The sequence below is a fragment of the Georgenia thermotolerans genome, assembly GCF_009193185.1.
Classification (GTDB): Bacteria; Actinomycetota; Actinomycetes; order Actinomycetales; family Actinomycetaceae; genus Georgenia; species Georgenia thermotolerans.
In genome coordinates, this window is record NZ_VUKF01000008.1 from 110078 (window position 1) to 131882 (window position 21805).

Consider the following 21805-nt stretch of genomic DNA (forward strand, 5'->3'; position numbering starts at 1 on the left):
CTCCTCACCGCACCGGGGCGGACTGGTCGATGAGCGCCAGGCCGGTGGTCTCGCGCAGGCTGTCGATGGTGTGCTCGCCGAAGATCTCCAGGACGGCGACGCCGTCGGGGGTGATGTCGAAGACCGCGACGTCGGTGTAGACCCGGCTGACGCAGCCGATGCCGGTGAGCGGATAGGTGCATTGCTCGACGAGCTTGGACTCGCCCTTCTTAGTGAGCAGCTCCATCATCACGTAGGTCCGCTTCGCCCCGATGGCGAGGTCCATGGCGCCGCCGACGGCGGGGATGGCGTCGGGCCTGCCGGTGTGCCAGTTGGCGAGGTCGCCGGTGGCGGAGACCTGGAAGGCGCCGAGGACGCACAGGTCCAGGTGGCCCCCGCGCATCATGGCGAAGGAGTCGGCGTGGTGGAAGTAGGCGGCGCCGGGCAGCTCGGTGACGGGGATCTTGCCCGCGTTGATCAGGTCGGGGTCGATCTCGTCCCCGTGCGCCTCCGGGCCCATGCCGAGCATGCCGTTCTCGGTGTGCAGGGTGACGCGCCGCTCGGCCTCGAGGTAGTCCGAGACCTTGGTCGGCATGCCGATGCCGAGGTTGACGTAGGCGCCGACCGGGATGTCCCGGGCCAGGCGCTGCGCGATCTGGTCGCGGGTCAGCGGCTCGCTCACTGTCCGACCTCCTCCTGCACCGGCGCGGGCTCGACGCGCACGATGCGGTTGATATAGATGCCCGGGGTGACGACGTTCTCCGGGTCCAGCGCGCCGGTCTCGACGATCTCGCTGACCTGGGCGATGGTCGTGGTGGCCGCCGTCGCCATGATCGGCCCGAAGTTGCGGGCGGTCTTGCGGTAGACGAGGTTGCCGACCCGGTCCGCGCGCAGGGCCTTGATGAGGGCGTAGTCGGCGCGGATGGGGTACTCGAGGACGTAGTCGCGCCCGTCGATGCGGCGGGTCTCCTTGCCCTCGGCCAGCAGGGTGCCGAAGCCGGTGGGGGTGTAGAAGGCGCCGATGCCCGCGCCGGCGGCGCGGATGCGCTCGGCGAGGTTGCCCTGGGGGACCACCTCGAGCTCGATCTCGCCGGCGAGGTACTTGGCGTCGAAGTGCCAGGAGTCCTTCTGCCGGGGGAAGGAGCAGATGATCTTGCGGACCCGGCCCAGGCGGATGAGCTCGGCCAGGCCGACGTCGCCGTTGCCGGCGTTGTTGTTCACGACGGTGAGGTCGGAGGCGCCCTGGGCGATGAGCGCGTCGATGAGCTCGACCGGCTGCCCGGCGGTCCCAAAGCCTCCGATCATGACGGTGGCCCCGTCCGGTATTCCCTCGACCGCCTGGGCGATGTCGTCGGTGATCTGCAGCATCGGTGCCGGCCACCCCTTCATGTGTTCGGTATGCGCACGACTGCGCGTGTAATGAACAGAATGATGGGTGGCGGCGGGCGGGGTGTCAAGGAAGCGGGCCGCGGGGCGGACGGCCACCTGCGCGCGGGGTGGGCGCCGTCCGGTGGTTCGCTGTCCGCCCCGCACTCAATGGCCACCTGCGCGGGCTGCTGTTTGGGGCGAGCGCGAGCCGTTGCGGCACGCGCGGGTGTCGCAGCACCGCGCGTGACGCATTCACGCGCGCTCGCGTGTGGGCCGCGAGCACCCCCGGCCAGGCCCGAGACGGGCCCGCGTCAGCGGCGGCGGGCGAGGTGCCGGGCGAGCACGGCGCACACCACCAGCTGCAGCTGGTGGAAGACGATGACCGGCACGGCCACGGTCGCGGCCGCGGCCGGCGAGAAGAGGACGGCCGCCATGGGCAGCCCGGTCGCCAGGGACTTCTTCGAGCCGCACATGAGCAGGGCGACGCGGTCGGCGAGGTCGAGCCGCAGCGCCGCCCCGCCGTACCAGTTGACCGCGAGGACGACGGCGAGGACGACGGCGCTGAGCACGAGCAGCGCCACGACCATCCCCCAGGTGACGCCGGCCCACACGCCCGCCGCCGTCGCCGAGGCCACCGCGCCGAGCACGACCAGCAGGATGGTGCCGCGATCGACGGTGCGGCTGATCCAGGGCCGGGCGCGCACCCACCGGCCGACGAACGGCTGCAGGAGCTGGCCGACGATGAACGGGACGAGCAGCTGCAGCAGCACGTCGCGCAGGCCACCCGTCCCGGTGCTGCCCGCGCGGCCCATGAGCCACAGCACGAGGAGCGGGGTGAGGAACATGCCCGCCACGTTGGAGACCGTGGCGGCGCAGATCGCCCCGGCCACGTTGCCCCGGGCGATGGAGGTGAACGCGACCGAGGACTGCACGGTGGAGGGCAGCAGGGTGAGGTAGAGCAGGCCGGCCGCCAGCGCGGTGCCGAGCCAGGGCGCGGCGACGGCGTGGACCAGCAGCCCGATGGCCGGGAAGAGCACGTAGGTGGCGGCGAGGATCGCGCCCTGCAGGCGCACGTTGCGGAGCCCGGCGACCACCTCCGTGGTGGACAGCCGCATGCCGTAGACGAGGAAGAGGACGGTGACGGCGACGTCGCCGGCGCCCGAGACGACGGCGAGCGCCGCCTGGGGGAGGGGGACGAGGAGGCCGAGGGCGAGGGTTACGAGGAGTGCTACGACGAAGGGGTCGATCCAGGTCCGCAGGAACCGCAGCATCAACCGATGGTGCCGATGACCGGCTGCCACGCGCGGGCGTGCCGGCGGACGATCAGGTGCGCCCGGTGGAACGGGTCGGGGTCGAGCAGCTTGAGGGCGGCGTCGTGGTTGTCCGCCCGCAGCAGCATCAGCGCCCCAGGGGCAGCGGCGTCGAGCCAGGGCCCGGAGGCCACCAGCACGCCGGACTCGTGCAGCTCGCGGAGGAACGCACGGTGCTGCGGCCGCAGGGTCTCGATGTCCGAGGTGCGCGCGATGTCGTAGTGGTACTCCACGGCGAAGAGCGTCATAGGGGGAGGGTAGTGGCCCCGTCGCGGCAGCGGGGCTCACCCGGAGCCGCGCGCGATGACCGGGCTGTCGAGGAAGGCGACCACTCCCGCCGGACCGCCCGCCTCGTGCTGCGTTGACGTCTCGCGCCGGACTTGACGTCTCGCGCCGGACTTGACGCGTCGTGGCGGAGTTGACGTCTCGCGCCCCACTTGACGTCTCGTGGCGGAGTTGACGTCTCGCGGGATGGGCGGCGGGGTTACCAGCCGCGCGCGCGCCACTCCGCCAGGTGCGGGCGCTCGCGGCCGAGGGTGGTGTCGTCGCCGTGCCCCGGATAGACCCGGGTGTCGTCGGGGAAGCGGTCGAAGATCCGCGCCTCGAGGTCGTCCATGAGCGACTGGAAGTCCGCCGGCGACCAGGTGCGCCCCGGCCCGCCGGGGAAGAGCGAGTCCCCGGTGAACAGGTGGACCCGGCCGGGGGAGGGGGCGCCGTCGGGCTCGGTCAGGGCCAGCGCCACGGACCCGGGGGTGTGCCCGCGCAGCGCGATGACCTCGAGGCTGAGCGGGCCGAGCGCGATGCGGTCGCCGTGGGTCAGCGGACGGTCGGTGGGGGCGGGCAGCTCGGGGGCGTCCGGGGCGCCGGCGAGGGCCTTCGCGCCGGTGGCGGCGAGCACCGCCGCCAGGGCCCGGTGGTGGTCCCAGTGCCGGTGCGTCGTCACGACCGCGTCCAGGCGCCCGGAGCCCTCGGCCACCAGCGCGAGCACGCGGTCGGCGTCGTCGGCGGCGTCGACGAGCAGCTGGGCGCCGTCGGGGGCGGTGATGAGGTAGGCGTTGTTGTCCTCGGGCGAGACGCTGGCCTTGCGCACGGTCACCGGCCCGAGCGGGTGGGCGGCGGTGGGGCCGCCGTGCGTGACGTGACCGCCGGGCAGGGCGCCGGCGTCGCCCGAGGTCTCCTCGGCGGGGCTGGGGTGATCGTCGGTCATGGGCGACTGTGCTCCTCCCGGGCGCCGCGCGGTGGCGGCGACGTCAGTGCGTGGGCTCGCCCGCCGCCCCCACCGGGGCGTGCGGGCCGACGGGCTCCACACTGGCACGGGCGACGCGCAGGGCGTGGGCGGCGCGCACGAGCGCGAGGTGGGAGAAGGCCTGCGGGTAGTTGCCGACGTACCGTCGCCGCACCGGGTCGTACTCCTCGGCGAGCAGGCCGACGTCGTTCATCGCCGCGCACAGCGCGCGCATGTGGCTGGTCGCGGTGACCAGGTCGCCGGTGCGGGCGAGGGCGTCGACGAGCCAGAAGCAGCACGCGAGGAACGGGTGCTCGTCCCCGCGCACGCCGTCCACCCCGGTGGCGACGCGGTAGCGGCGCACCCACGGCCCGTCCGCCAGCTCGGCGCGCACCCGGGCGATCGTGCCGAGCAGCCGCGGGTCGTCCGGAGGTAGGAAGCCCACCTGCGCCATCTGCAGGAGCGAGGCGTCGGTGTGCCGGGCGCCGTAGTACTGCACGAACGAGCCGAGCTCGGCGTCCCAGCCGTGGGCGAGGACGTCGGCGTGGATCTCCGCCCGCGCCGCCCGCCACTCGTCCACCGGCCCGTCGCAGCCGAAGCCCTCCACGGCCCGGACGGCGCAGTCCAGCGCCGCCCAGCACATGACCTTCGAGTGGGTGAAGTGCCGCAGCGGCCCGCGCACCTCCCAGATGCCGTGGTCCGGCGAGCGCCAGCGGGCCAGGAGGTTGTCCACCAGGTGGCGCTGCAGGGCCCAGCCGTCCTCGCTGGCCGGCAGGCCGACGCGGCGGGCCAGGTCGAGGGCGAGCATGACCTCGCCGAGGACGTCGTTCTGGTGCTGGGCGGCGGCGCCGTTGCCGATCCGCACCGGCCGAGCCCCGCCGTACCCGGCCAGGTGCGGCAGCTCGCGCTCGGGCAGGTCCCGCGACCCGTCGAGGCGGTACATGATCTGCAGGTTCTCCGGGTCGCCGGCCACCGCGCGCAGCAGCCAGCTGCGCCACGTGTCGGCCTCCCGGCGGAACCCCAGCTCCAGCAGGGCCTCGAGCGTCTGGGCGGCGTCGCGCAGCCAGCAGAAGCGGTAGTCCCAGTTCCGCTCGCCGCCTGGATCCTCGGGCAGGGAGGTGGTCGCCGCGGCGGCGATCCCGCCGGTGGGGTGCTGAGTGAGCACTCGCAGCGCCAGCAGGGACCGGATGACCCGCTCGTCGAACTCGCCGGCGAAGGTGCTCGTCCGGCACCAGCGGGCCCACAGCCGCATCGTGCGGACCAGGTCGGTGCTCACGTCCGGAGGCCCCGGGACAGGCTCCCACGAGTGGTTCCAGGTGAGGACGAGGTCGACGTGGTCGCCGGGCCCGACGGCGAAGCGGTCGCGGTGGCGTCCCTCGGCGCCGTGGGGGAGGCGGTCGCCGTGCAGGGTCAGCGCGTCCGGCCCGGCGATGGCGCGGATGATCGGCCGGCCGTCGGGGTCGACGTCGCGGTGGACCCAGGGCCGGGTGCGGCCGTAGCCGAACCGGACCACCCACTCGTGGACGAACACCACCTGCCCCTCGAGGCCCTCGACGCGGCGGACGATGTCCGACCGGCCCTCGGTCAGCGGCATCGCCTCCACCACCCGGGCGCGGCCGGTGGGCGTCGTGTAGGTGGTCTCCAGGACGAAGCTGTCCCCGAGGTAGCGTCGGCGCACCTCCGGCTCGCCGTCGGCCGGGTCGGCGGTGAGCAGCCAGCGGCCGTTCTCGGCGGTGCCGAGCAGGGCGGCGAAGCAGGCGTCGGAGTCCAGCCACGGCAGGCACAGCCAGTCGATGGAGCCGTGCCGGGAGACCACCGCGACCGAGCGGGAGTCCCCGAGCACGGCGTAGTCCTCGATGGGCGTCGGGCCGGCCGGTTCCCATGTGCCGTCGCTGGCGGTCACCTGCGTCATCCTCCCACCAGGGGTACGGGGGCCGCCCGCCCGGGGATGGGGGGCTCGAGGACGTGCGCCGCCCGCGGACGGGACGTGGAGGCGGCGCGGGCTCCCCCGGGGCAGATCCGCCGGTACGCTCCCCGCCACCAGGACAGGCGCCCGCGGGCACGCCGCGGTGGCCGGCCGGCCACCGCGCGCCCGGGCCGACGGGGAGGTTGAGCGTGGCGGACGAGCTGGAGGAGCTGCTGGTGCCCGATGCCGCCGCCTGGCGCGCGTGGCTGGCGGAGCACCACGCCACCTCGCCCGGGGTGTGGCTGGTCCTGCACAAGAAGGGTGGCAACACCACCGCGCTCACCTACGACGCCGCCCTGGACGAGGCTCTGTGCTTCGGCTGGATCGACGGTCAGGCGAGCACCCGCGACGGCGAGTCCTACCGGCAGCGGATGACTCCGCGCCGTGCCCGCAGCCGATGGTCGGCACGCAACGTCGACCACGTCGCGCGCCTGGAGCGCGAGGGCCGCATGCACGAGGCCGGCCGGGAGCAGGTGCGCGCCGCGCAGGCGGACGGGCGCTGGGAGCAGGCGTACGGCTCCTCGACGACGGCCGTGGTGCCCGAGGACCTGGCCGCTGCCCTGGCCGCCGAGCCGCGGGCCCAGGCGATGTTCGAGGTGCTCACGAGCACGAACCGGTTCGCGCTCGTCTACCGGATCACCTCGGTGAAGCGGCCGGAGACCCGGGCCCGCAAGATCGCGTCGATGGTGGCCGACCTGGCCCGCGGCGTGACGCCGTACCCGCAGAAGCGCCGCCCGGAGGGCTGGGACGCCTGACGCGGCCCGACGGCTGGGCGCCAGACGCGGCCCGACGGCAGGGCGCCAGACGCAGCCCGACGGCAGGTCGTCCTCGCGCGCGGCATTGACAAGGCTCGAGTCAGCCAGAAAGATTCATTGTGTCAATGCATTGACTCATTGAGGAGAGCTGCTGCCGTGAGCGCCGTCTTCGTGGTCCTCCTGCTCGCCCCCTGGGCCGTGCTCGTCGTCGTCCTCGCCGTCGTCATCGGCGCGGCGCGGGGCGCCCGCCCGCAGAACACGCCCGCCGCGACGCTGGTGGCCGCCCGCCGGCACGAGAACCGCACCTCGGCGCTCGCGCTCGCGGGCGGGCTGGTCGTCGCCGTCCTGCTCCTGATGGCGGACGGGGCGGCCCTGCCCGGACCGCCCGGTGGACTGACAGCGGTGAGCCTGCTCGGGGCGGCGCTCGTCGCCCTCCTCGTGCACGCCGTCGGCGAGCTGACCTGGCCGCGCCCGGTGGGGGCCGTGCGCCGCGCCTCGCTGCGCCGGCGGACGATGCGGGACATCGGGGGCCGCCGCGCCGTGCTGCTCGGGGGCACCGCCGCGCTGATGGCCCTCGCCATCGCGATCTTCGGCCTCACGGCCGACGCGACGGGCCGGGCCGTGCCCCACCCCGTCACGCCGGTCGCCGGGGGCGGGTACGTCACCGGCGCCTCCGGCCCCTACCCCGGCTGGGCCTACGGCCTGCCGCTGCTCGCGGCGCTCGCCGTCGTGCTCGTCGTCTGTGCGGGGGTGCTGCGCCTGGTCGTGCGGCGCCCGGCGGTGGCCGGCACCCGGGAGGAGGACGACCTCGCCCTGCGCCGCACCAGCGCCCGGCGCATCCTCGGTGCGGTCCAGCTGTTCGTCGGCGGGACGCTGGCGGCCGTCCTGCTCGTGGCGGCCGCCGCGCTGGGCAACGCCGGGTGGACGCCAGCCGCCTGGGGTGTCGGCGGCCTCGGCATGCTCGTGGGCATCGCCTCGTTGGTCGTCGCCGGCACCGCGCTCGTCCCGCCCCCCGGCCCGGCTCCGGCCCCGATGCCCGCTGGGTCGCCGGCATGAGTGCCGCGCTCACGCTCGACCTGGCGTCCGGGGTGCCGCCGTACGAGCAGATCCGCGCCCAGGTCACCGCGCTCGTCGCCGCGGGCACGCTCGTGGAGGGGGAGCGGCTGCCCACCGTCCGGGACCTGGCCGCCGACCTCGGGATCGCCCCCGGCACGGTGCAGCGGGCGTACCGCGAGCTGGAGGCGCGGGGCGTGGTGCGCTCGCGCCGTCGGGCCGGGACCGTCGTCGCGACGGGCGCGGACGCCGGCCCCGCCGCGGCCGTCCAGGGCCGGGCCCGCGACTTCGTCCGCCGGGCCCGCGCCGCCGGCCTCGACGACGGCGCGATCCTCGACCTGGTCCGCGGCGCCCTCATGACGGCGTGACGGCGGGCTCGCGAACGCCGTGATCCCGCCGTCCGCGCCGGTCCGCGAGGCGATGCCGCCCGTGCCGCGGTGCGCCGTCGACCCGTCCGTGTGATCGAACACATGTGCGGCATGTCGGCGCGTCGTCATATCATCTCCGGGTGAGTGATCACCTCCTCGTGCGTGGCGCGCGCGAGCACAACCTCCGCAACGTCAGCATCGACCTCCCGCGCGACCAGCTCATCGTCTTCACGGGGCTGTCCGGGTCCGGCAAGTCGTCCCTGGCGTTCGACACGATCTTCGCCGAGGGGCAGCGGCGGTACGTCGAGTCCCTCAGCTCCTATGCGCGCCAGTTCCTGGGCCAGATGGACAAGCCCGACGTCGACTTCATCGAGGGCCTGTCCCCGGCCGTCTCGATCGACCAGAAGTCGACCAACCGCAACCCGCGGTCCACCGTCGGCACCATCACCGAGGTCTACGACTACCTCCGCCTGCTGTTCGCCCGCGCCGGCACCCAGTACTGCCCGGTGTGCGGCGAGCGGGTCACCGCGCAGACGCCGCAGCAGATCGTCGACCGGCTGCGGGAGATGCCCGAGGGCACCCGGTTCCAGGTGCTGGCGCCCATGGTCCGCGGCCGCAAGGGCGAGTACCAGGACCTCTTCCGGGACCTGCAGAGCCAGGGCTACGCCCGGGCCCGCGTCGACGGGCAGGTGGTGCCGCTGTCCCAGCCGCCCACGCTGGAGAAGAAGCTCAAGCACAACATCGAGGTCGTCGTCGACCGCCTGGTGGTGCGCGAGAACGTCCGCCAAAGGCTGACCGACTCGGTCGAGACCGCGCTGCGCCTGGCCGACGGGCTCGTCGTCGTCGACTTCGTCGACCTCGACCCGGACGACCCGGGCCGCGAGCGGCGCTTCTCCGAGAAGCGCGCCTGCCCCAACGACCACCCGCTCACGCTCGAGGAGATCGAGCCGCGGACGTTCTCGTTCAACGCCCCGTACGGCGCGTGCCCCGAGTGCACCGGCATCGGCTCGCGGCTGGAGGTCGACCCCGCGCTGGTCGTGCCGGACGAGGAGCTCAGCCTCGCCGAGGGTGCCGTGGCGCCGTGGGCCTCCCAGCCGGAGTACTTCCAGCGCCAGATGTCGGCCCTGGCGGACCAGCTGGGCTTCTCCATGGACGTGCCCTGGCGCGCCCTGCCCGCCCGCGCCAAGCAGGCCGTCCTCGAGGGCAACGACTACGAGGTGAAGGTCCGCTACCGCAACCGGTGGGGCCGGGAGCGGGCGTACACCACCGGCTTCGAGGGCGCCATCACCTTCATCAAGCGCAAGCACGACGAGACCGAGTCCGAGTGGTCGCGCGAGCGCTACGAGGGCTACATGCGCGAGGTGCCCTGCCCGGTCTGCAAGGGCCAGCGGCTCAAGCCCGAGGTCCTCGCCGTGCGCGTGGGCGAGCTCAACATCGCCGAGCTGTGCGACCTGAGCATCGCCGACGCCAAGGCCTACCTCACCGACCTGCGCCTGGGCGTGCGGGAGACCGCCATCGCGGGCCAGGTGCTCAAGGAGATCCACACCCGCCTCGGCTTCCTGCTCGACGTCGGCCTGACCTACCTCACGCTCTCGCGGTCGGCCGGCACGCTCTCCGGCGGGGAGGCCCAGCGCATCCGCCTGGCCACCCAGATCGGCACCGGCCTGGTCGGCGTGCTCTACGTCCTCGACGAGCCGAGCATCGGGCTGCACCAGCGCGACAACCGCAAGCTCATCGACGCCCTCACCCGGCTGCGCGACCTGGGCAACACCCTCATCGTCGTCGAGCACGACGAGGACACCATCCGGGTGGCGGACTGGATCGTCGACATCGGCCCGGGCGCCGGCGAGCACGGCGGGCGGGTCGTGCACTCGGGCGACCTCGCCGGCCTGCTGGCCACCGAGGAGTCGGTCACGGGGGCGTACCTGTCCGGCCGCCGGCAGATCGCCGTGCCCGCGCAGCGGCGCCCCGTGGACAAGAAGCGGCAGATCACCGTGGTCGGCGCGAAGGAGAACAACCTCCAGGACGTCACGGTCTCCTTCCCGCTGGGCACCTTCGTCGCCGTCACCGGCGTCTCCGGCTCGGGCAAGTCCAGCCTCGTCAACGGGATCCTCTACAAGGTCCTGGCCAACGAGCTCAACGGCGCCCGCGGCGTGCCCGGCCGGCACAAGCGGGTGACCGGCCTGGACAACCTCGACAAGGTCGTCCACGTCGACCAGTCCCCGATCGGGCGCACCCCGCGGTCCAACCCCGCCACCTACACCGGCGTGTGGGACCAGGTCCGCAAGCTGTTCGCCGAGACCACCGAGGCGAAGGTCCGCGGCTACGGCCCCGGGCGGTTCTCCTTCAACGTCAAGGGCGGCCGCTGCGAGGCCTGCAAGGGCGACGGCACGATCAAGATCGAGATGAACTTCCTGCCGGACGTCTACGTCCCCTGCGAGGTCTGCGGCGGCGCCCGGTACAACCGCGAGACCCTCGAGGTGCACTTCAAGGGCAAGACGGTCGCCGACGTGCTCCGCATGCCGATCGAGGAGGCGGTGGACTTCTTCGGCGCCGTCCCGCGGATCACCCGGTACCTGCAGACGCTGGTCGACGTCGGCCTCGGCTACGTCCGGCTGGGCCAGCCCGCCCCGACCCTCTCCGGCGGCGAGGCCCAGCGCGTCAAGCTCGCCTCCGAGCTGCAGCGCCGCTCCACCGGGCGCACCGTCTACGTGCTTGACGAGCCGACCACGGGCCTGCACTTCGAGGACGTGCGCAAGCTGCTCGGCGTCCTCCAGGGCCTGGTGGACAAGGGCAACACGGTCCTCGTCATCGAGCACAACCTCGACGTCATCAAGAGCGCCGACTGGGTCATCGACATGGGCCCCGAGGGCGGCTCCGGCGGCGGCACCGTCGTGGCGACCGGCACGCCGGAGCAGATCGCCGAGGTGCCGGGGTCCTTCACCGGGCAGTTCCTCGCCGACGTGCTCGCCGGCCACCGGACCCCGGTGCCGGTCGGGTAGGCGCCGCCGGCGGGTGGGCGGACGACGTTCGCGGCCGCTCGGGCGGTGGGCGGGTGGCGCGAGGACCAGCGTGGGCGAGAGCATCCGCCCGACGACGGCCCGGTACCGCCCCTGCGCGAGGCCCCGTGCGAGGGCCGGAAGGCCTCGCCGGGGGCGGGGTGCCCCGGTAGCGTGGCTGCATGGGAGCACTCCAGACGTACCACGTGACCGTCGACTGGACCGGCGCGGACGAGCGGGGCACGGCGAGCTACACGAGCTACTCGCGCGACCACGAGGTGCGGGTGGAGGGCAAGCCGACGCTGCTGGCCACCTCGGACCTCAAGGTGCGCACCGACGTCAGCCGGTACCGGGCCGAGGAGCTCTTCGTCGGGGCGATCTCACAGGCGCAGATGCTCTGGTTCCTGCGCACCGCCGCCCGGCACGACATCGTGGTGCTCGGCTACGCCGACAAGGCGACCGGCACGCAGCGGGTCGAGGCCGCCGGCTCCGGCCCCTTCGTCGAGGTCGTGCTGCGCCCCCGGGTGACCTACGCCGGCGAGGTCGGTGAGGAGCTGGCCGCCCGGCTGCACCACGAGGCCCGCGAGCACAACCACATCGCCCGCTCGGTGCACTTCCCGGTCCGCGTGGAGCCCGCGGTGCCGGCCCGCTCCGTGCCCGCGCCGGTGCCCGCCGTCGAGTAGCGCGTCGGGCACGGCGACCGCCGAGTAGCGCCGCGGCGGCAGCGAGAACGCGGGCGACGCCGTCGCCCAGCGCCGCCGCCCGCCCGGGGCGTGTCGGTGCCCTGACGTAGGCTTGGCGATCATGGCCGACCCGTCCACCTATCGTCCACGGCCGGGTGAGGTGCCCGACTCCCCGGGTGTCTACCGCTTCCGCGACCCGTACGGCCGCGTCATCTACGTCGGCAAGGCGAAGAGCCTGCGCAACCGCCTGGCCAACTACTTCCAGGACCTCTCCGCGCTGCACCCGCGCACCCAGCAGATGGTCACCACCGCCGCGTCGGTGGAGTGGACCGTGGTGGGCACCGAGGTCGAGTCCCTCGCCCTCGAGTACGCCTGGATCAAGGAGTTCGACCCGCGGTTCAACGTCAAGTACCGCGACGACAAGTCCTACCCCTACCTCGCCGTGACGATGGGGGAGGACGTCCCCCGCGTGCAGGTCATGCGCGGCGCCAAGCGCAAGGGCACCCGCTACTTCGGTCCCTACACCCACGCCTGGGCGATCCGCGAGACCGTCGACCTCCTGCTGCGGGTCTTCCCCGTGCGCACCTGCTCCGCCGGGGTCTACCGGCGCGCCGAGTCCTCGGGCCGCCCGTGCCTGCTGGGCTACATCGACAAGTGCGCGGCGCCGTGCGTCGGGCGCATCTCCAAGGAGGACCACCGGGCGCTGGCGGAGGAGTTCTGCCGGTTCATGGAGGGCGAGACCGGCCCGCACCTGCGCCGGCTCGAGAAGGAGATGCGCGAGGCCGCCGCCGCCATGGACTACGAGCGCGCCGCCCGCCTGCGCGACGACATCGGCGCGCTGCGCAAGGTGGTGGAGAAGAACGCCGTCGTGCTGCCCGACGGCACCGACGCCGACATCTTCGCCCTGGCCGCCGACGAGCTCGAGGCCAGCATCCAGGTCTTCCACGTGCGCGGCGGGCGCATCCGCGGCCAGCGCGGCTGGGTGGTCGAGAGGGTCGAGGAGCTCGACGACGCCGGGCTGGTCGAGCACCTGCTCCAGCAGGTCTACGGCGACGCCGACCGCGAGCCCGTCGCGCCCAGGGACCAGCACTCCGTCGGCAAGGCCCGCGCCCGGGCCGCGGACGGGCAGGCCACCAGCGTGGACGACCGGCGGCACACCCCCACCACGGCCGTGCCCCGCGAGATCCTCGTGCCGGTCCTGCCCACCGACGCGGCCGGCATGGAGGAGTGGCTCACGGGCGTGCGCGGGGCCCGGGTGCGCATCCGGGTGCCCCAGCGCGGGGACAAGAAGGCCCTCGCCGACACCGTCCACACCAACGCCGAGCAGGCCCTCGCCCTGCACAAGGCCCGCCGCGCCGGCGACCTCACCTCGCGCTCGAAGTCCCTGACCGAGCTGCAGGAGGCGCTCGAGCTGGCCGAGCCGCCGCTGCGCATCGAGTGCTACGACATCTCCCACACCCAGGGCACCCACCAGGTGGGGTCCATGGTGGTCTTCGAGGACGGCCTGCCCAAGAAGTCCGAGTACCGCCACTTCGTCGTCCGCGGCGAGAACGGCGAGGGCGCCCGCGACGACACCGCCGCCATGGACGAGGTGCTCCGCCGCCGGTTCAAGCGCTACGTCGCCGAGCGCGAGGCGCTGGAGGCGGGCGCCGCCGCGGCGCCGGGCACCGACCCTGTCGCCGCCGCCCTGGAGGGCGACGACCCCGACCACGCCGGCCCCGACCTCGACGCCCTGGACGACGACGGCGTGCCGCTGCGCTCCGGCCCGGTCGACCCCACCACCGGGCGGGCCCGCAAGTTCGCCTACCCGCCCAACCTGGTCGTCGTCGACGGCGGCCCGCCCCAGGTCGCGGCGGCGCAGCGGGTGCTCGACGACCTCGGCATCGACGACGTCGCCCTCGTCGGGCTGGCCAAGCGGCTGGAGGAGGTGTGGGTGCCCGGCGACGACTTCCCGGTCGTGCTGCCGCGCACCAGCCCCGCGCTCTACCTGCTCCAGCACCTGCGCGACGAGTCCCACCGCTTCGCCATCACCCACCACCGCTCCCGGCGCGCCAAGGCGATGACCCGCTCGGTGCTCGACGGCGTCCCGGGCCTCGGCCCCACCCGGCAGGCCGCGCTGCTCAAGGCGTTCGGGTCGGTGAAGAACATCCGGGCGGCGAGCGTCGAGGAGATCGCGGCGGTCAAGGGCGTCGGCCCGCGCACCGCCCGGGCCGTGCTCGAGGCGCTCGGCGGCGGCGCGGCGACGGGGGCCGCCACGCCGTCGCCCGCCAGCCCGGAGGAGGCGGCGGACCTCGCCGCGGGCCGCGACGCGCACCTGGCATCCTGAGGGCATGACTGCAGGCAGCGACCACCGGCCGCCCACCGTCCCCGAGGGCATCCCCCAGCTCGACGCCGAGGCCCGGCTGCCCGAGGCGGACCCGCCGGAGCTCCTCATCATCACCGGCATGTCCGGCGCCGGGCGCTCGCGCACCGCCGCGGCGCTGGAGGACCTGGACTGGTACGTCGTCGACAACCTCCCGCCGCGCATGCTCGCCGCACTGGCCCGCATGATGACCCCCACGGGCGGCGGGGTGCACCGCCTGGCCGCCGTCGTGGACGTGCGCAGCCGGGAGTTCTTCGCCGAGCTCGTCGCGGTGCTCGACGAGCTGCGCCTGCAGGGCACCGACTACCGCATCGTCTTCCTCGACGCCGCCGACGACGCGCTCGTCCGGCGCTACGAGTCGGTGCGCCGCCCGCACCCGCTGCAGGGCGACGGGCGGCTGCTCGACGGCATCACCGCCGAGCGCCAGCTCCTCGCGCACCTGCGCCGCCGGGCCGACGTCCTCATCGACACCACCGACCTGTCCGTGCACGACCTCGCCCGCAAGGTGCGCGAGCTCGTCGCGGGCGAGGGCGAGCGGCCGCTGCGGCTGACGGTGGTCTCCTTCGGCTTCAAGTACGGCCTGCCGCTGGACGCCGACCACGTCGTGGACGTCCGCTTCCTCACCAACCCCTACTGGGTCAGCGAGCTGCGCCACCTCACCGGACAGGACGAGGCGGTGCGGGAGTACGTGCTCGGGCAGGACGGGGCCAGCGCCTTCGCCGACCGGTACGTCGACGCCCTCGCCCCCGTGCTCGACGGTTACATCAACGAGCTCAAGCCGTTCGTCACCATCGCCGTGGGCTGCACCGGCGGCAAGCACCGCTCGGTGGCGATGGCCGAGGCCATCGCCCAGCGCCTGCGCGAGCGGGGCCAGTCCGTGCGGACCCTGCACCGGGACCTGGGGCGCGAATGACCACCCGCCCCGGCGCCGCCACGCCCCCCGAGCCCGCGCTCGCCGCGATGCTCGGCAACCGGCCGCTGCCCGCGCCGCTGCGCCCGCGGCTCCAGCCCGGCGCGCGCGGGCCGGCCGTGGTCGCGCTCGGCGGCGGGCACGGCCTGGCGGCCACCCTCGGGGCGCTGCGGCACATCTCCGACAACCTCACCGCCGTGGTCACCGTCGCCGACGACGGCGGTTCCTCCGGGCGGCTGCGCCAGGAGCTGGGCGTGCTGCCGCCCGGCGACCTGCGCATGGCCCTGTCGGCCCTGTGCGACGACGGCGAGTGGGGGCTGACCTGGCGCGACGTGCTGCAGCACCGGTTCGACTCGGACGGGCCGCTGAACAACCACGCCGTCGGCAACCTGCTCATCGTGGCGCTGTGGGAGCTCCTCGGCGACGAGGTCGCCGGCCTGGACTGGGTGGGCCGGCTGCTGGGCGTGCGCGGGCGGGTGCTGCCGATGGCGGCGGTCCCGCTGGAGATCGAGGCCACCGTGGTGGACGCCTCCGGGCAGCACACGGTGCGCGGGCAGTCCCGCGTCGCCGTCACCGAGGGGCGGGTGGACCACGTCGAGCTGGTCCCGGCGGACCCGCCGGCCTGCCCCGAGGCGGTCGCGGCGGTGGACGCGGCGGACTGGGTCGTGCTCGGCCCGGGCTCCTGGTACACCTCGGTGATCCCGCACCTCATGGTCCCCGAGCTCGCCGAGGCGCTGCACACCACCCCGGCCCACCGGGCGCTCACCCTCAACCTCTCCCCGCAGACGGGGGAGACCGAGGGGATGACGGCGGCCGACCACGTGCGCACCCTGCACGACCACGCGCCGGGGTTCCGGCTCGACGTCGTCGTCGCCGACCCCGCGGCGGTGGAGGACCTCGACGACCTGGCCGACGCCGCGGAGGCCACCGGCGCCGAGCTGCTGCTGCGCCAGGTGGGCATCGGCGACGGCAGCGCCCGCCACGACTCCCTGCGCCTCGCGGCGGCGTTCCGGGACGCCTTCGAGGGTGTTCTTGGTGACGTCGGCCGGGGTCCGGACGGAACCACTGCCCGATGAGTGCGAAGATGACCGGCATGTCGTTGACCTCTGCCGTGAAGGATGAGCTCGCCCGGCTGCGGGTGGACAAGGTCTCCGCCCGCAAGGCGGAGGTGTCCGCCACCCTGCGGTTCGCCGGAGGCCTGCACATCATCTCCGGCCGCATCGTCGTCGAGGCCGAGCTGGACACCGGGATCGCGGCCCGCCGCCTGCGCCAGACCATGCAGGAGGTGTACGGCCACTCGAGCGACATCATCGTCGTCTCCGCCGGTGGCCTGCGCCGCGGGAACCGCTACGTCGTGCGGGTGGTCAAGGAGGGCGAGTCGCTCGCCCGCCAGACCGGGCTGCTGGACAACCGGGGCCGGCCGGTGCGCGGGCTGCCGCCCCAGGTCGTCTCGGCCGGCGTCGCCGAGGCGACGGCGGCCTGGCGCGGGGCGTTCCTGGCGCACGGGTCCCTGACCGAGCCGGGCCGCTCCAGCTCGCTGGAGGTGACCTGCCCCGGCCCCGAGGCCGCGCTGGCGCTGGTGGGCGCCGCCCGCCGGATGAACATCATCGCCAAGGCCCGCGAGGTGCGCGGCGTGGACCGGGTGGTCATCCGCGACGGGGACGCGATCTCGGCGATGCTGACCCGGATGGGCGCCCACGACGCCGTGCTCGTGTGGGAGGAGCGGCGCATGCGCCGGGAGGTGCGCGGCACCGCCAACCGGCTGGCCAACTTCGACGACGCGAACCTGCGCCGCTCGGCCCGCGCCGCGGTGGCCGCCGGCGCCCGCGTCGAGCGCGCCTTCGAGATCCTCGGCGAGGACATCCCCGAGCACCTCGTCCAGGCCGGCCGTCTGCGCCTGGAGCACAAGCAGGCCAGCCTGGAGGAGCTCGGGCAGCTCTCGGTCCCGCCGCTGACCAAGGACGCCGTCGCCGGGCGCATCCGCCGGCTGCTGGCCATGGCGGACAAGCGGGCGCACGAGCAGGGCATCCCGGACACCGAGGCCACGCTGACCCCGGACATGCTCGACCTCTGAGCGCCGCGGGGCCCGGACATGCTCGACCCCTGAGCGCCGCGGGGCCCGGACATGCTCGACCTCTGAGCGGCTCCGGGCTCCCGACCCCTGAGCACCGGCTCTCCTCGAGGCCCCGAACGTCGTCCTGGCCGCCAGGACGGCGTTCGGGGTTCACGCGAGGGCCGGTCGGGTTCGCGGCCGGCACGGCCGGCGGGGCGCCGCCGCCGGCGGCCGCGGCGTCGTCGACCCGTCCCGCGGCCCCACCGGCACGGCCCGCTGTGAGCGACCTCACCGGCGGTCTGTGAGCGGCCTCACCGGGCCCGCCGGACCATGGTCCCCGCGAGGATTCGCCCCGGAATGGCTAGACTCGAACCGCTGGCAAGGGAACATTCCGGGCGCCCCGCGTGCGGGTCTTTCCGCCAGGAGCACCGACAGCGGTGCTGACGAAATTCGTGACGATGCGTGCGCCACCGGCGCACACCAGGAGGACATAGTGACCATCCGCGTCGGCATCAACGGCTTCGGCCGCATCGGCCGTAACTTCACCCGCGCCGTGCTGGCCTCGGGCGCCGACATCGAGATCGTCGGTGTCAACGACCTCACCGACAACAAGACCCTGGCGCACCTGCTCAAGTACGACTCGATCCTCGGCGTCCTGCCGCAGGACGTCTCGTACTCGGAGGACAGCATCACCGTCGGCCGCATGACCTTCAAGGCTCTCGAGGAGCGCGACCCGGCAAACCTGCCCTGGGGCGAGCTCGGTGCCGACATCGTCATCGAGTCCACCGGCCGCTTCACCGACGCGACGAAGGCCAAGGCCCACCTCGACGCCGGCGCCAAGAAGGTCATCATCTCCGCGCCCGGCAAGAACGAGGACGCCACCTTCGTCGTGGGCGTCAACCACACGGACTACGACCCGGCGAACCACAACATCGTGTCCAACGCCTCCTGCACCACCAACTGCCTGGCCCCCATGGCCAAGGTGCTGCACGAGGAGTTCGGCATCGTCCGCGGCCTCATGACCACGGTCCACGCCTACACGGCCGACCAGAACCTCCAGGACGGCCCGCACAAGGACCTGCGCCGCGCCCGCGCCGCCGCGATCAACATCGTCCCCACCTCCACCGGTGCCGCCAAGGCCGTCTCCCTCGTGCTGCCCGACCTCAAGGGCAAGCTCGACGGCTACGCGCTGCGCGTGCCGGTGCCGACGGGCTCGGCGACCGACCTCACCTTCGAGGCCGAGCAGGAGGTCTCCGTCGAGGCCGTCAACGCCGCCATCAAGAAGGCCTCGGAGAGCGAGGAGCTCGCCGGCATCCTCGGCTACACCGAGGACCCGATCGTGTCCTCCGACATCATGGGCGACCCGCGCCCGTCGATCTTCGACGCCGGTCTGACCAAGGTCATCGGCAACCAGGTCAAGGTCGTCTCCTGGTACGACAACGAGTGGGGCTACTCCAACAGCCTCGTGCGGCTCGCGGTCTACATGGGCGAGCGCCTCTGAGCCTCGGCCCCAGGCCACAGCAGCAGTGACGGACGTCCGCGTGCGCAGCTCTCGCTGGCGCACGCGGACGTCCGCGCGTCCGGGGTCCTCGCGCCCCGGGCGTCCCGACGACGACGTAAGGAGAAGCTCGTGAAGACCATCGAGGACCTCGGCGACCTGCGCGGCAAGCGCGTGCTCGTCCGCTCCGACTTCAACGTCCCCCTGGACGGGACCACCATCACCGACGACGGCCGCATCCGCGCCGCGCTGCCCACCATCGAGGCGCTGACCGGGCAGGGCGCGAAGGTCGTCCTCACCGCCCACCTGGGCCGCCCCAAGGGCACCCCGGACCCGAAGTACTCCCTCGCCCCGGTCGCCGCCCGGCTGGGCGAGCTGCTGGGCAAGAACGTCACCCTGGCCAAGGACACCGTCGGGGAGGACGCCAAGCGCGTCGTCGACGGCCTCGGCGAGGGCGACGTCGCCCTGCTGGAGAACATCCGGTTCGACGCCCGGGAGACCTCCAAGGACGACGCCGAGCGTGAGTCCCTCGCCGCCGACCTCGCCGCGCTGGCCGACGCCTACGTCTCCGACGGCTTCGGCGTGGTGCACCGCAAGCAGGCCAGCGTCTACGACGTCGCCAAGAAGCTCCCGCACGCCGCCGGCAAGCTCGTCTTCAAGGAGATCGCCTCCCTGTCCAAGGCGACCGAGAACCCCGAGCGGCCCTACGTCGTCGTGCTCGGCGGCTCGAAGGTCTCCGACAAGCTCGGCGTGATCGCGAACCTGCTCGGCAAGGCCGACCGGCTCCTCATCGGCGGCGGCATGGTGTTCACGTTCCTGGCCGCCAAGGGCTACGGCGTGGGCAGCTCCCTGCTCGAGGAGGACCAGATCGAGACGGTCAAGGGGTACCTGACCCAGGCCGAGGCGAACGGCGTGGAGATCGTGCTGCCCACCGACATCGTCGTCGCGCCGGAGTTCAAGGCCGACGCCCCGGCCACCGTCGCGGCGGCCGACGCCATCCCCGACAACCAGATGGGCCTGGACATCGGACCGGAGTCCGCGCAGGCGTTCGCGGCGAAGATCGCCGACGCCAAGACCATCGTGTGGAACGGCCCGATGGGCGTCTTCGAGTTCCCGGCGTTCGCCGCGGGCACCAAGGCCGTGGCGCAGGCGATGAGCGACGCCGCCGGCTTCACCATCGTCGGCGGCGGTGACTCGGCCGCGGCCGTGCGCACCCTCGGCTTCGACGAGTCGACCTTCTCCCACATCTCCACGGGCGGCGGCGCCTCCCTGGAGTTCCTGGAGGGCAAGACCCTCCCCGGTATCGCCGTCCTGGAGGACTGAATGGCCACCACCCGCACCCCGCTGATGGCGGGGAACTGGAAGATGAACCTCGACCACCACGAGGCCATCGGCCTCGTGCAGAAGCTCGCCTGGACGCTCAGCGACGCCCGGCACGACTTCGCCGCCGTCGAGACGGTGGTGCTGCCGCCGTTCACCGACCTGCGCTCCGTGCAGACGCTGGTCGACGGCGACAAGCTCGAGGTCCGCTACGGCGCCCAGGACGTCTCGGCGCACGAGTCCGGCGCGTACACCGGCGAGGTGTCCGCGACCATGCTGGCCAAGCTGGGCTGCAGCTACGTCGTAGTCGGCCACTCCGAGCGGCGCCAGTACCACGGCGAGGACGACGCCCTGGTCGGCGCCAAGGCCAAGGCCGCGCTGGGCAAGGACATCACCCCGATCATCTGCGTGGGGGAGGGCCTCGAGGTCCGCAAGGCCGGCGACCAGGTGGCCTACACCCTCGCCCAGGTCGACGGCGCCTACGCCGGTCTCGACGCCGAGCAGGCCGCCAAGACGGTCATCGCCTACGAGCCGGTGTGGGCCATCGGCACCGGCGAGGTCGCCACCCCCGAGGACGCCCAGGAGGTGTGCGGCGCCATCCGGGGCCGGCTCGCCGAGCTGTACTCCGCCGACGTGGCCGACGCCGTGCGGGTGCTCTACGGCGGGTCCGTGAAGTCGTCCAACGTCGCCTCGATCATGGCGAAGGAGGACGTCGACGGCGCCCTGGTGGGCGGCGCGAGCCTGAAGGCCGAGGAGTTCGCCGCGATCGTGCGGTACCGCGACCACCAGGGCTGACCCCCGCCCCGCCGCCGGCGAGACGTCAAGTAGTGCGCGAGACGTCAAGTAGTGCGCGAGGCGTCAAGTCGTGCGCGAGGCGTCAAGTCGTGCGTGAGGCGCCACGCTCGGCGTCCACCGATGCGGGGGGTCCAGGGACCGTGCCTGTCGGGCCGGGTGTCCGCACGGACACCCGGCCCGAGCCGTCGGACTCGTCGCCCCGCCCGGACGTGCGACGGGCGGGCGGGCCGGAACATGCCAGGTGACCGGAGACCGGTTGCCCCTTACCGACACGCGGATCGCTTATCCTGAACGCGGCGCCCGGTGCGCCGACGAGAACTGACGACGACGAACGGACAATGCCCCGTGGATGTACTGCGGATCATCCTGCAGGTGCTGCTGGTGCTCACCAGCTTCTTCCTGATCCTGACCATCCTCATGCACAAGGGCAAGGGCGGTGGGGTCTCCGACATGTTCGGGGGCGGGTTCTCGAGCAGCGTCGGGTCCTCCGGTGTGGCGGAGCGCAACCTCAACCGCCTCACGATCGGCATCTCGCTGGTCTGGGTCACGTGCATCGTGCTCATCGGGCTCATCCAGAAGTTCGCGCTGTAAAGGAGACTGACGTGGCAGGTGGTAGTGCGATCCGCGGCTCACGCGTCGGCGCGGGGCCCATGGGCGAGACCGAGCGGGGCGAGGCCGCCCCGCGGGTGTGGGTCTCCTACTGGTGCTCCCAGGGGCACGAGGTGCGGCCCAGCTTCGCCAAGGAGCCCGACATCGTCATCCCGGAGACCTGGGACTGCCCGCGCTGCGGGCTGCCGGCGGGGCAGGACAAGGACAACCCGCCGCTCCCGCCCAAGAACGAGCCGTACAAGACCCACCTGGCCTACGTGAAGGAGCGCCGGTCCGACGAGGACGGCGCCCAGCTCCTCGAGGAGGCGCTCGCCGCGCTGCGTGAGCGCCGGGGCGGCTGACCGGTTTCCCGCGAGAGACGAGAAGGGGCGGGCGACGCACTCGGTGCGTCGCCCGCCCCTTTCTTCGTCGGCGTCGTGCACTACTTGATGGCATGAAGGAGCGGGCGGTGGGGGCCTCCCGCTTCTCGGTCCCCAGGCTGATCCTGAGGGTGCTGTCACTCGAACGAGGAGGCCCCTGATGGAAGCGTACGCAGGACCGCAGGTCGTGGGT

At 73.5% G+C, this 21805-nt stretch carries 20 protein-coding genes; 14 read left to right on the forward strand and 6 right to left on the reverse strand.

All coding sequences use genetic code 11. The features are described 5' to 3' along the window. Window positions 1-4 precede the first annotated feature (4 nt). From GD970_RS05660 to GD970_RS05685, 6 genes are all read right to left on the reverse strand, one after another. Window positions 5-661: a 3-oxoacid CoA-transferase subunit B gene (locus GD970_RS05660; protein ID WP_152201804.1), complete on the reverse strand. Its 657-nt coding sequence runs from the start codon at window positions 659-661 to the stop codon at window positions 5-7. Further along, complete coding sequence (locus GD970_RS05665; protein ID WP_152201848.1) at window positions 658-1347, reverse strand: 3-oxoacid CoA-transferase subunit A; 690 nt, start codon at window positions 1345-1347, stop codon at window positions 658-660. Before GD970_RS05665 ends, GD970_RS05660 begins: the two co-directional genes overlap by 4 nt. A 311-nt stretch (window positions 1348-1658) precedes the next feature. Then, a complete protein-coding gene (locus GD970_RS05670) occupies window positions 1659-2618 on the reverse strand; it encodes a bile acid:sodium symporter family protein (RefSeq protein WP_152201805.1) in 960 nt (319 codons plus the stop codon). After that, window positions 2618-2905 (reverse strand): YciI family protein, encoded by a 288-nt coding sequence (locus GD970_RS05675; protein ID WP_152201806.1) that lies wholly within the window; start codon window positions 2903-2905, stop codon window positions 2618-2620. Before GD970_RS05675 ends, GD970_RS05670 begins: the two co-directional genes overlap by 1 nt. Window positions 2906-3141: 236 nt before the next feature. After that, window positions 3142-3864, reverse strand: coding sequence for an MBL fold metallo-hydrolase (locus GD970_RS05680; protein WP_152201807.1), 723 nt, complete (start codon window positions 3862-3864; stop codon window positions 3142-3144). A gap of 43 nt (window positions 3865-3907) precedes the next feature. Next, the gene (locus GD970_RS05685) at window positions 3908-5794 is read right to left on the reverse strand and encodes a glycoside hydrolase family 15 protein (RefSeq protein ID WP_152201808.1); all 1887 of its coding nucleotides are present in this window, start codon (window positions 5792-5794) and stop codon (window positions 3908-3910) included. 203 nt (window positions 5795-5997) lie between these two features. Here GD970_RS05685 and GD970_RS05690 point away from each other — a divergent pair, with 203 nt between their 5' ends. The 14 genes from GD970_RS05690 to GD970_RS05755 all read left to right on the forward strand — a co-directional run bounded on the left by GD970_RS05690 (window position 5998) and on the right by GD970_RS05755 (window position 21594). Further along, the gene (locus tag GD970_RS05690) at window positions 5998-6603 is read left to right on the forward strand and encodes a YdeI/OmpD-associated family protein (RefSeq protein ID WP_152201809.1); all 606 of its coding nucleotides are present in this window, start codon (window positions 5998-6000) and stop codon (window positions 6601-6603) included. Window positions 6604-6759: 156 nt separating this feature from the next. After that, the gene (locus tag GD970_RS05695) at window positions 6760-7659 is read left to right on the forward strand and encodes a hypothetical protein (protein ID WP_152201810.1); all 900 of its coding nucleotides are present in this window, start codon (window positions 6760-6762) and stop codon (window positions 7657-7659) included. After that, window positions 7656-8024, forward strand: coding sequence for a GntR family transcriptional regulator (locus GD970_RS05700; RefSeq protein WP_152201811.1), 369 nt, complete (start codon window positions 7656-7658; stop codon window positions 8022-8024). Before GD970_RS05695 ends, GD970_RS05700 begins: the two co-directional genes overlap by 4 nt. 140 nt (window positions 8025-8164) lie before the next feature. Beyond that, on the forward strand, window positions 8165-11026 hold the full coding sequence (gene uvrA, locus GD970_RS05705) for an excinuclease ABC subunit UvrA (protein ID WP_152201812.1): 2862 nt from the start codon (window positions 8165-8167) through the stop codon (window positions 11024-11026). 179 nt (window positions 11027-11205) lie between these two features. Continuing rightward, window positions 11206-11706: an OsmC family protein gene (locus tag GD970_RS05710; protein WP_152201813.1), complete on the forward strand. Its 501-nt coding sequence runs from the start codon at window positions 11206-11208 to the stop codon at window positions 11704-11706. Window positions 11707-11827: 121 nt separating this feature from the next. Beyond that, window positions 11828-14032 (forward strand): excinuclease ABC subunit UvrC, encoded by a 2205-nt coding sequence (gene uvrC, locus GD970_RS05715; protein ID WP_152201814.1) that lies wholly within the window; start codon window positions 11828-11830, stop codon window positions 14030-14032. A gap of 4 nt (window positions 14033-14036) precedes the next feature. Next, the gene (gene rapZ, locus GD970_RS05720) at window positions 14037-14981 is read left to right on the forward strand and encodes an RNase adapter RapZ (protein ID WP_152201815.1); all 945 of its coding nucleotides are present in this window, start codon (window positions 14037-14039) and stop codon (window positions 14979-14981) included. A gap of 47 nt (window positions 14982-15028) precedes the next feature. Next, the gene (locus tag GD970_RS05725; RefSeq protein ID WP_152201850.1) at window positions 15029-16054 is read left to right on the forward strand and encodes a gluconeogenesis factor YvcK family protein; all 1026 of its coding nucleotides are present in this window, start codon (window positions 15029-15031) and stop codon (window positions 16052-16054) included. A 17-nt stretch (window positions 16055-16071) separates the two neighbouring features. Next, window positions 16072-17052 carry a DNA-binding protein WhiA gene (gene whiA, locus GD970_RS05730; protein WP_152201816.1) on the forward strand — a complete coding sequence of 327 codons (981 nt, stop codon included), beginning with the start codon at window positions 16072-16074 and terminating at the stop codon, window positions 17050-17052. 472 nt (window positions 17053-17524) lie between these two features. After that, a complete protein-coding gene (gap, locus tag GD970_RS05735; RefSeq protein WP_152201817.1) occupies window positions 17525-18532 on the forward strand; it encodes a type I glyceraldehyde-3-phosphate dehydrogenase in 1008 nt (335 codons plus the stop codon). A 129-nt stretch (window positions 18533-18661) separates the two neighbouring features. Further along, window positions 18662-19852, forward strand: coding sequence for a phosphoglycerate kinase (locus tag GD970_RS05740; RefSeq protein WP_152201818.1), 1191 nt, complete (start codon window positions 18662-18664; stop codon window positions 19850-19852). Then, on the forward strand, window positions 19853-20644 hold the full coding sequence (tpiA, locus tag GD970_RS05745) for a triose-phosphate isomerase (protein WP_152201819.1): 792 nt from the start codon (window positions 19853-19855) through the stop codon (window positions 20642-20644). A 345-nt stretch (window positions 20645-20989) separates the two neighbouring features. Beyond that, window positions 20990-21235: a preprotein translocase subunit SecG gene (gene secG, locus GD970_RS05750; protein WP_152201821.1), complete on the forward strand. Its 246-nt coding sequence runs from the start codon at window positions 20990-20992 to the stop codon at window positions 21233-21235. 11 nt (window positions 21236-21246) lie between these two features. Next, on the forward strand, window positions 21247-21594 hold the full coding sequence (locus GD970_RS05755) for an RNA polymerase-binding protein RbpA (RefSeq protein WP_152201824.1): 348 nt from the start codon (window positions 21247-21249) through the stop codon (window positions 21592-21594). The last annotated feature ends 211 nt before the right edge of the window (window positions 21595-21805 follow it).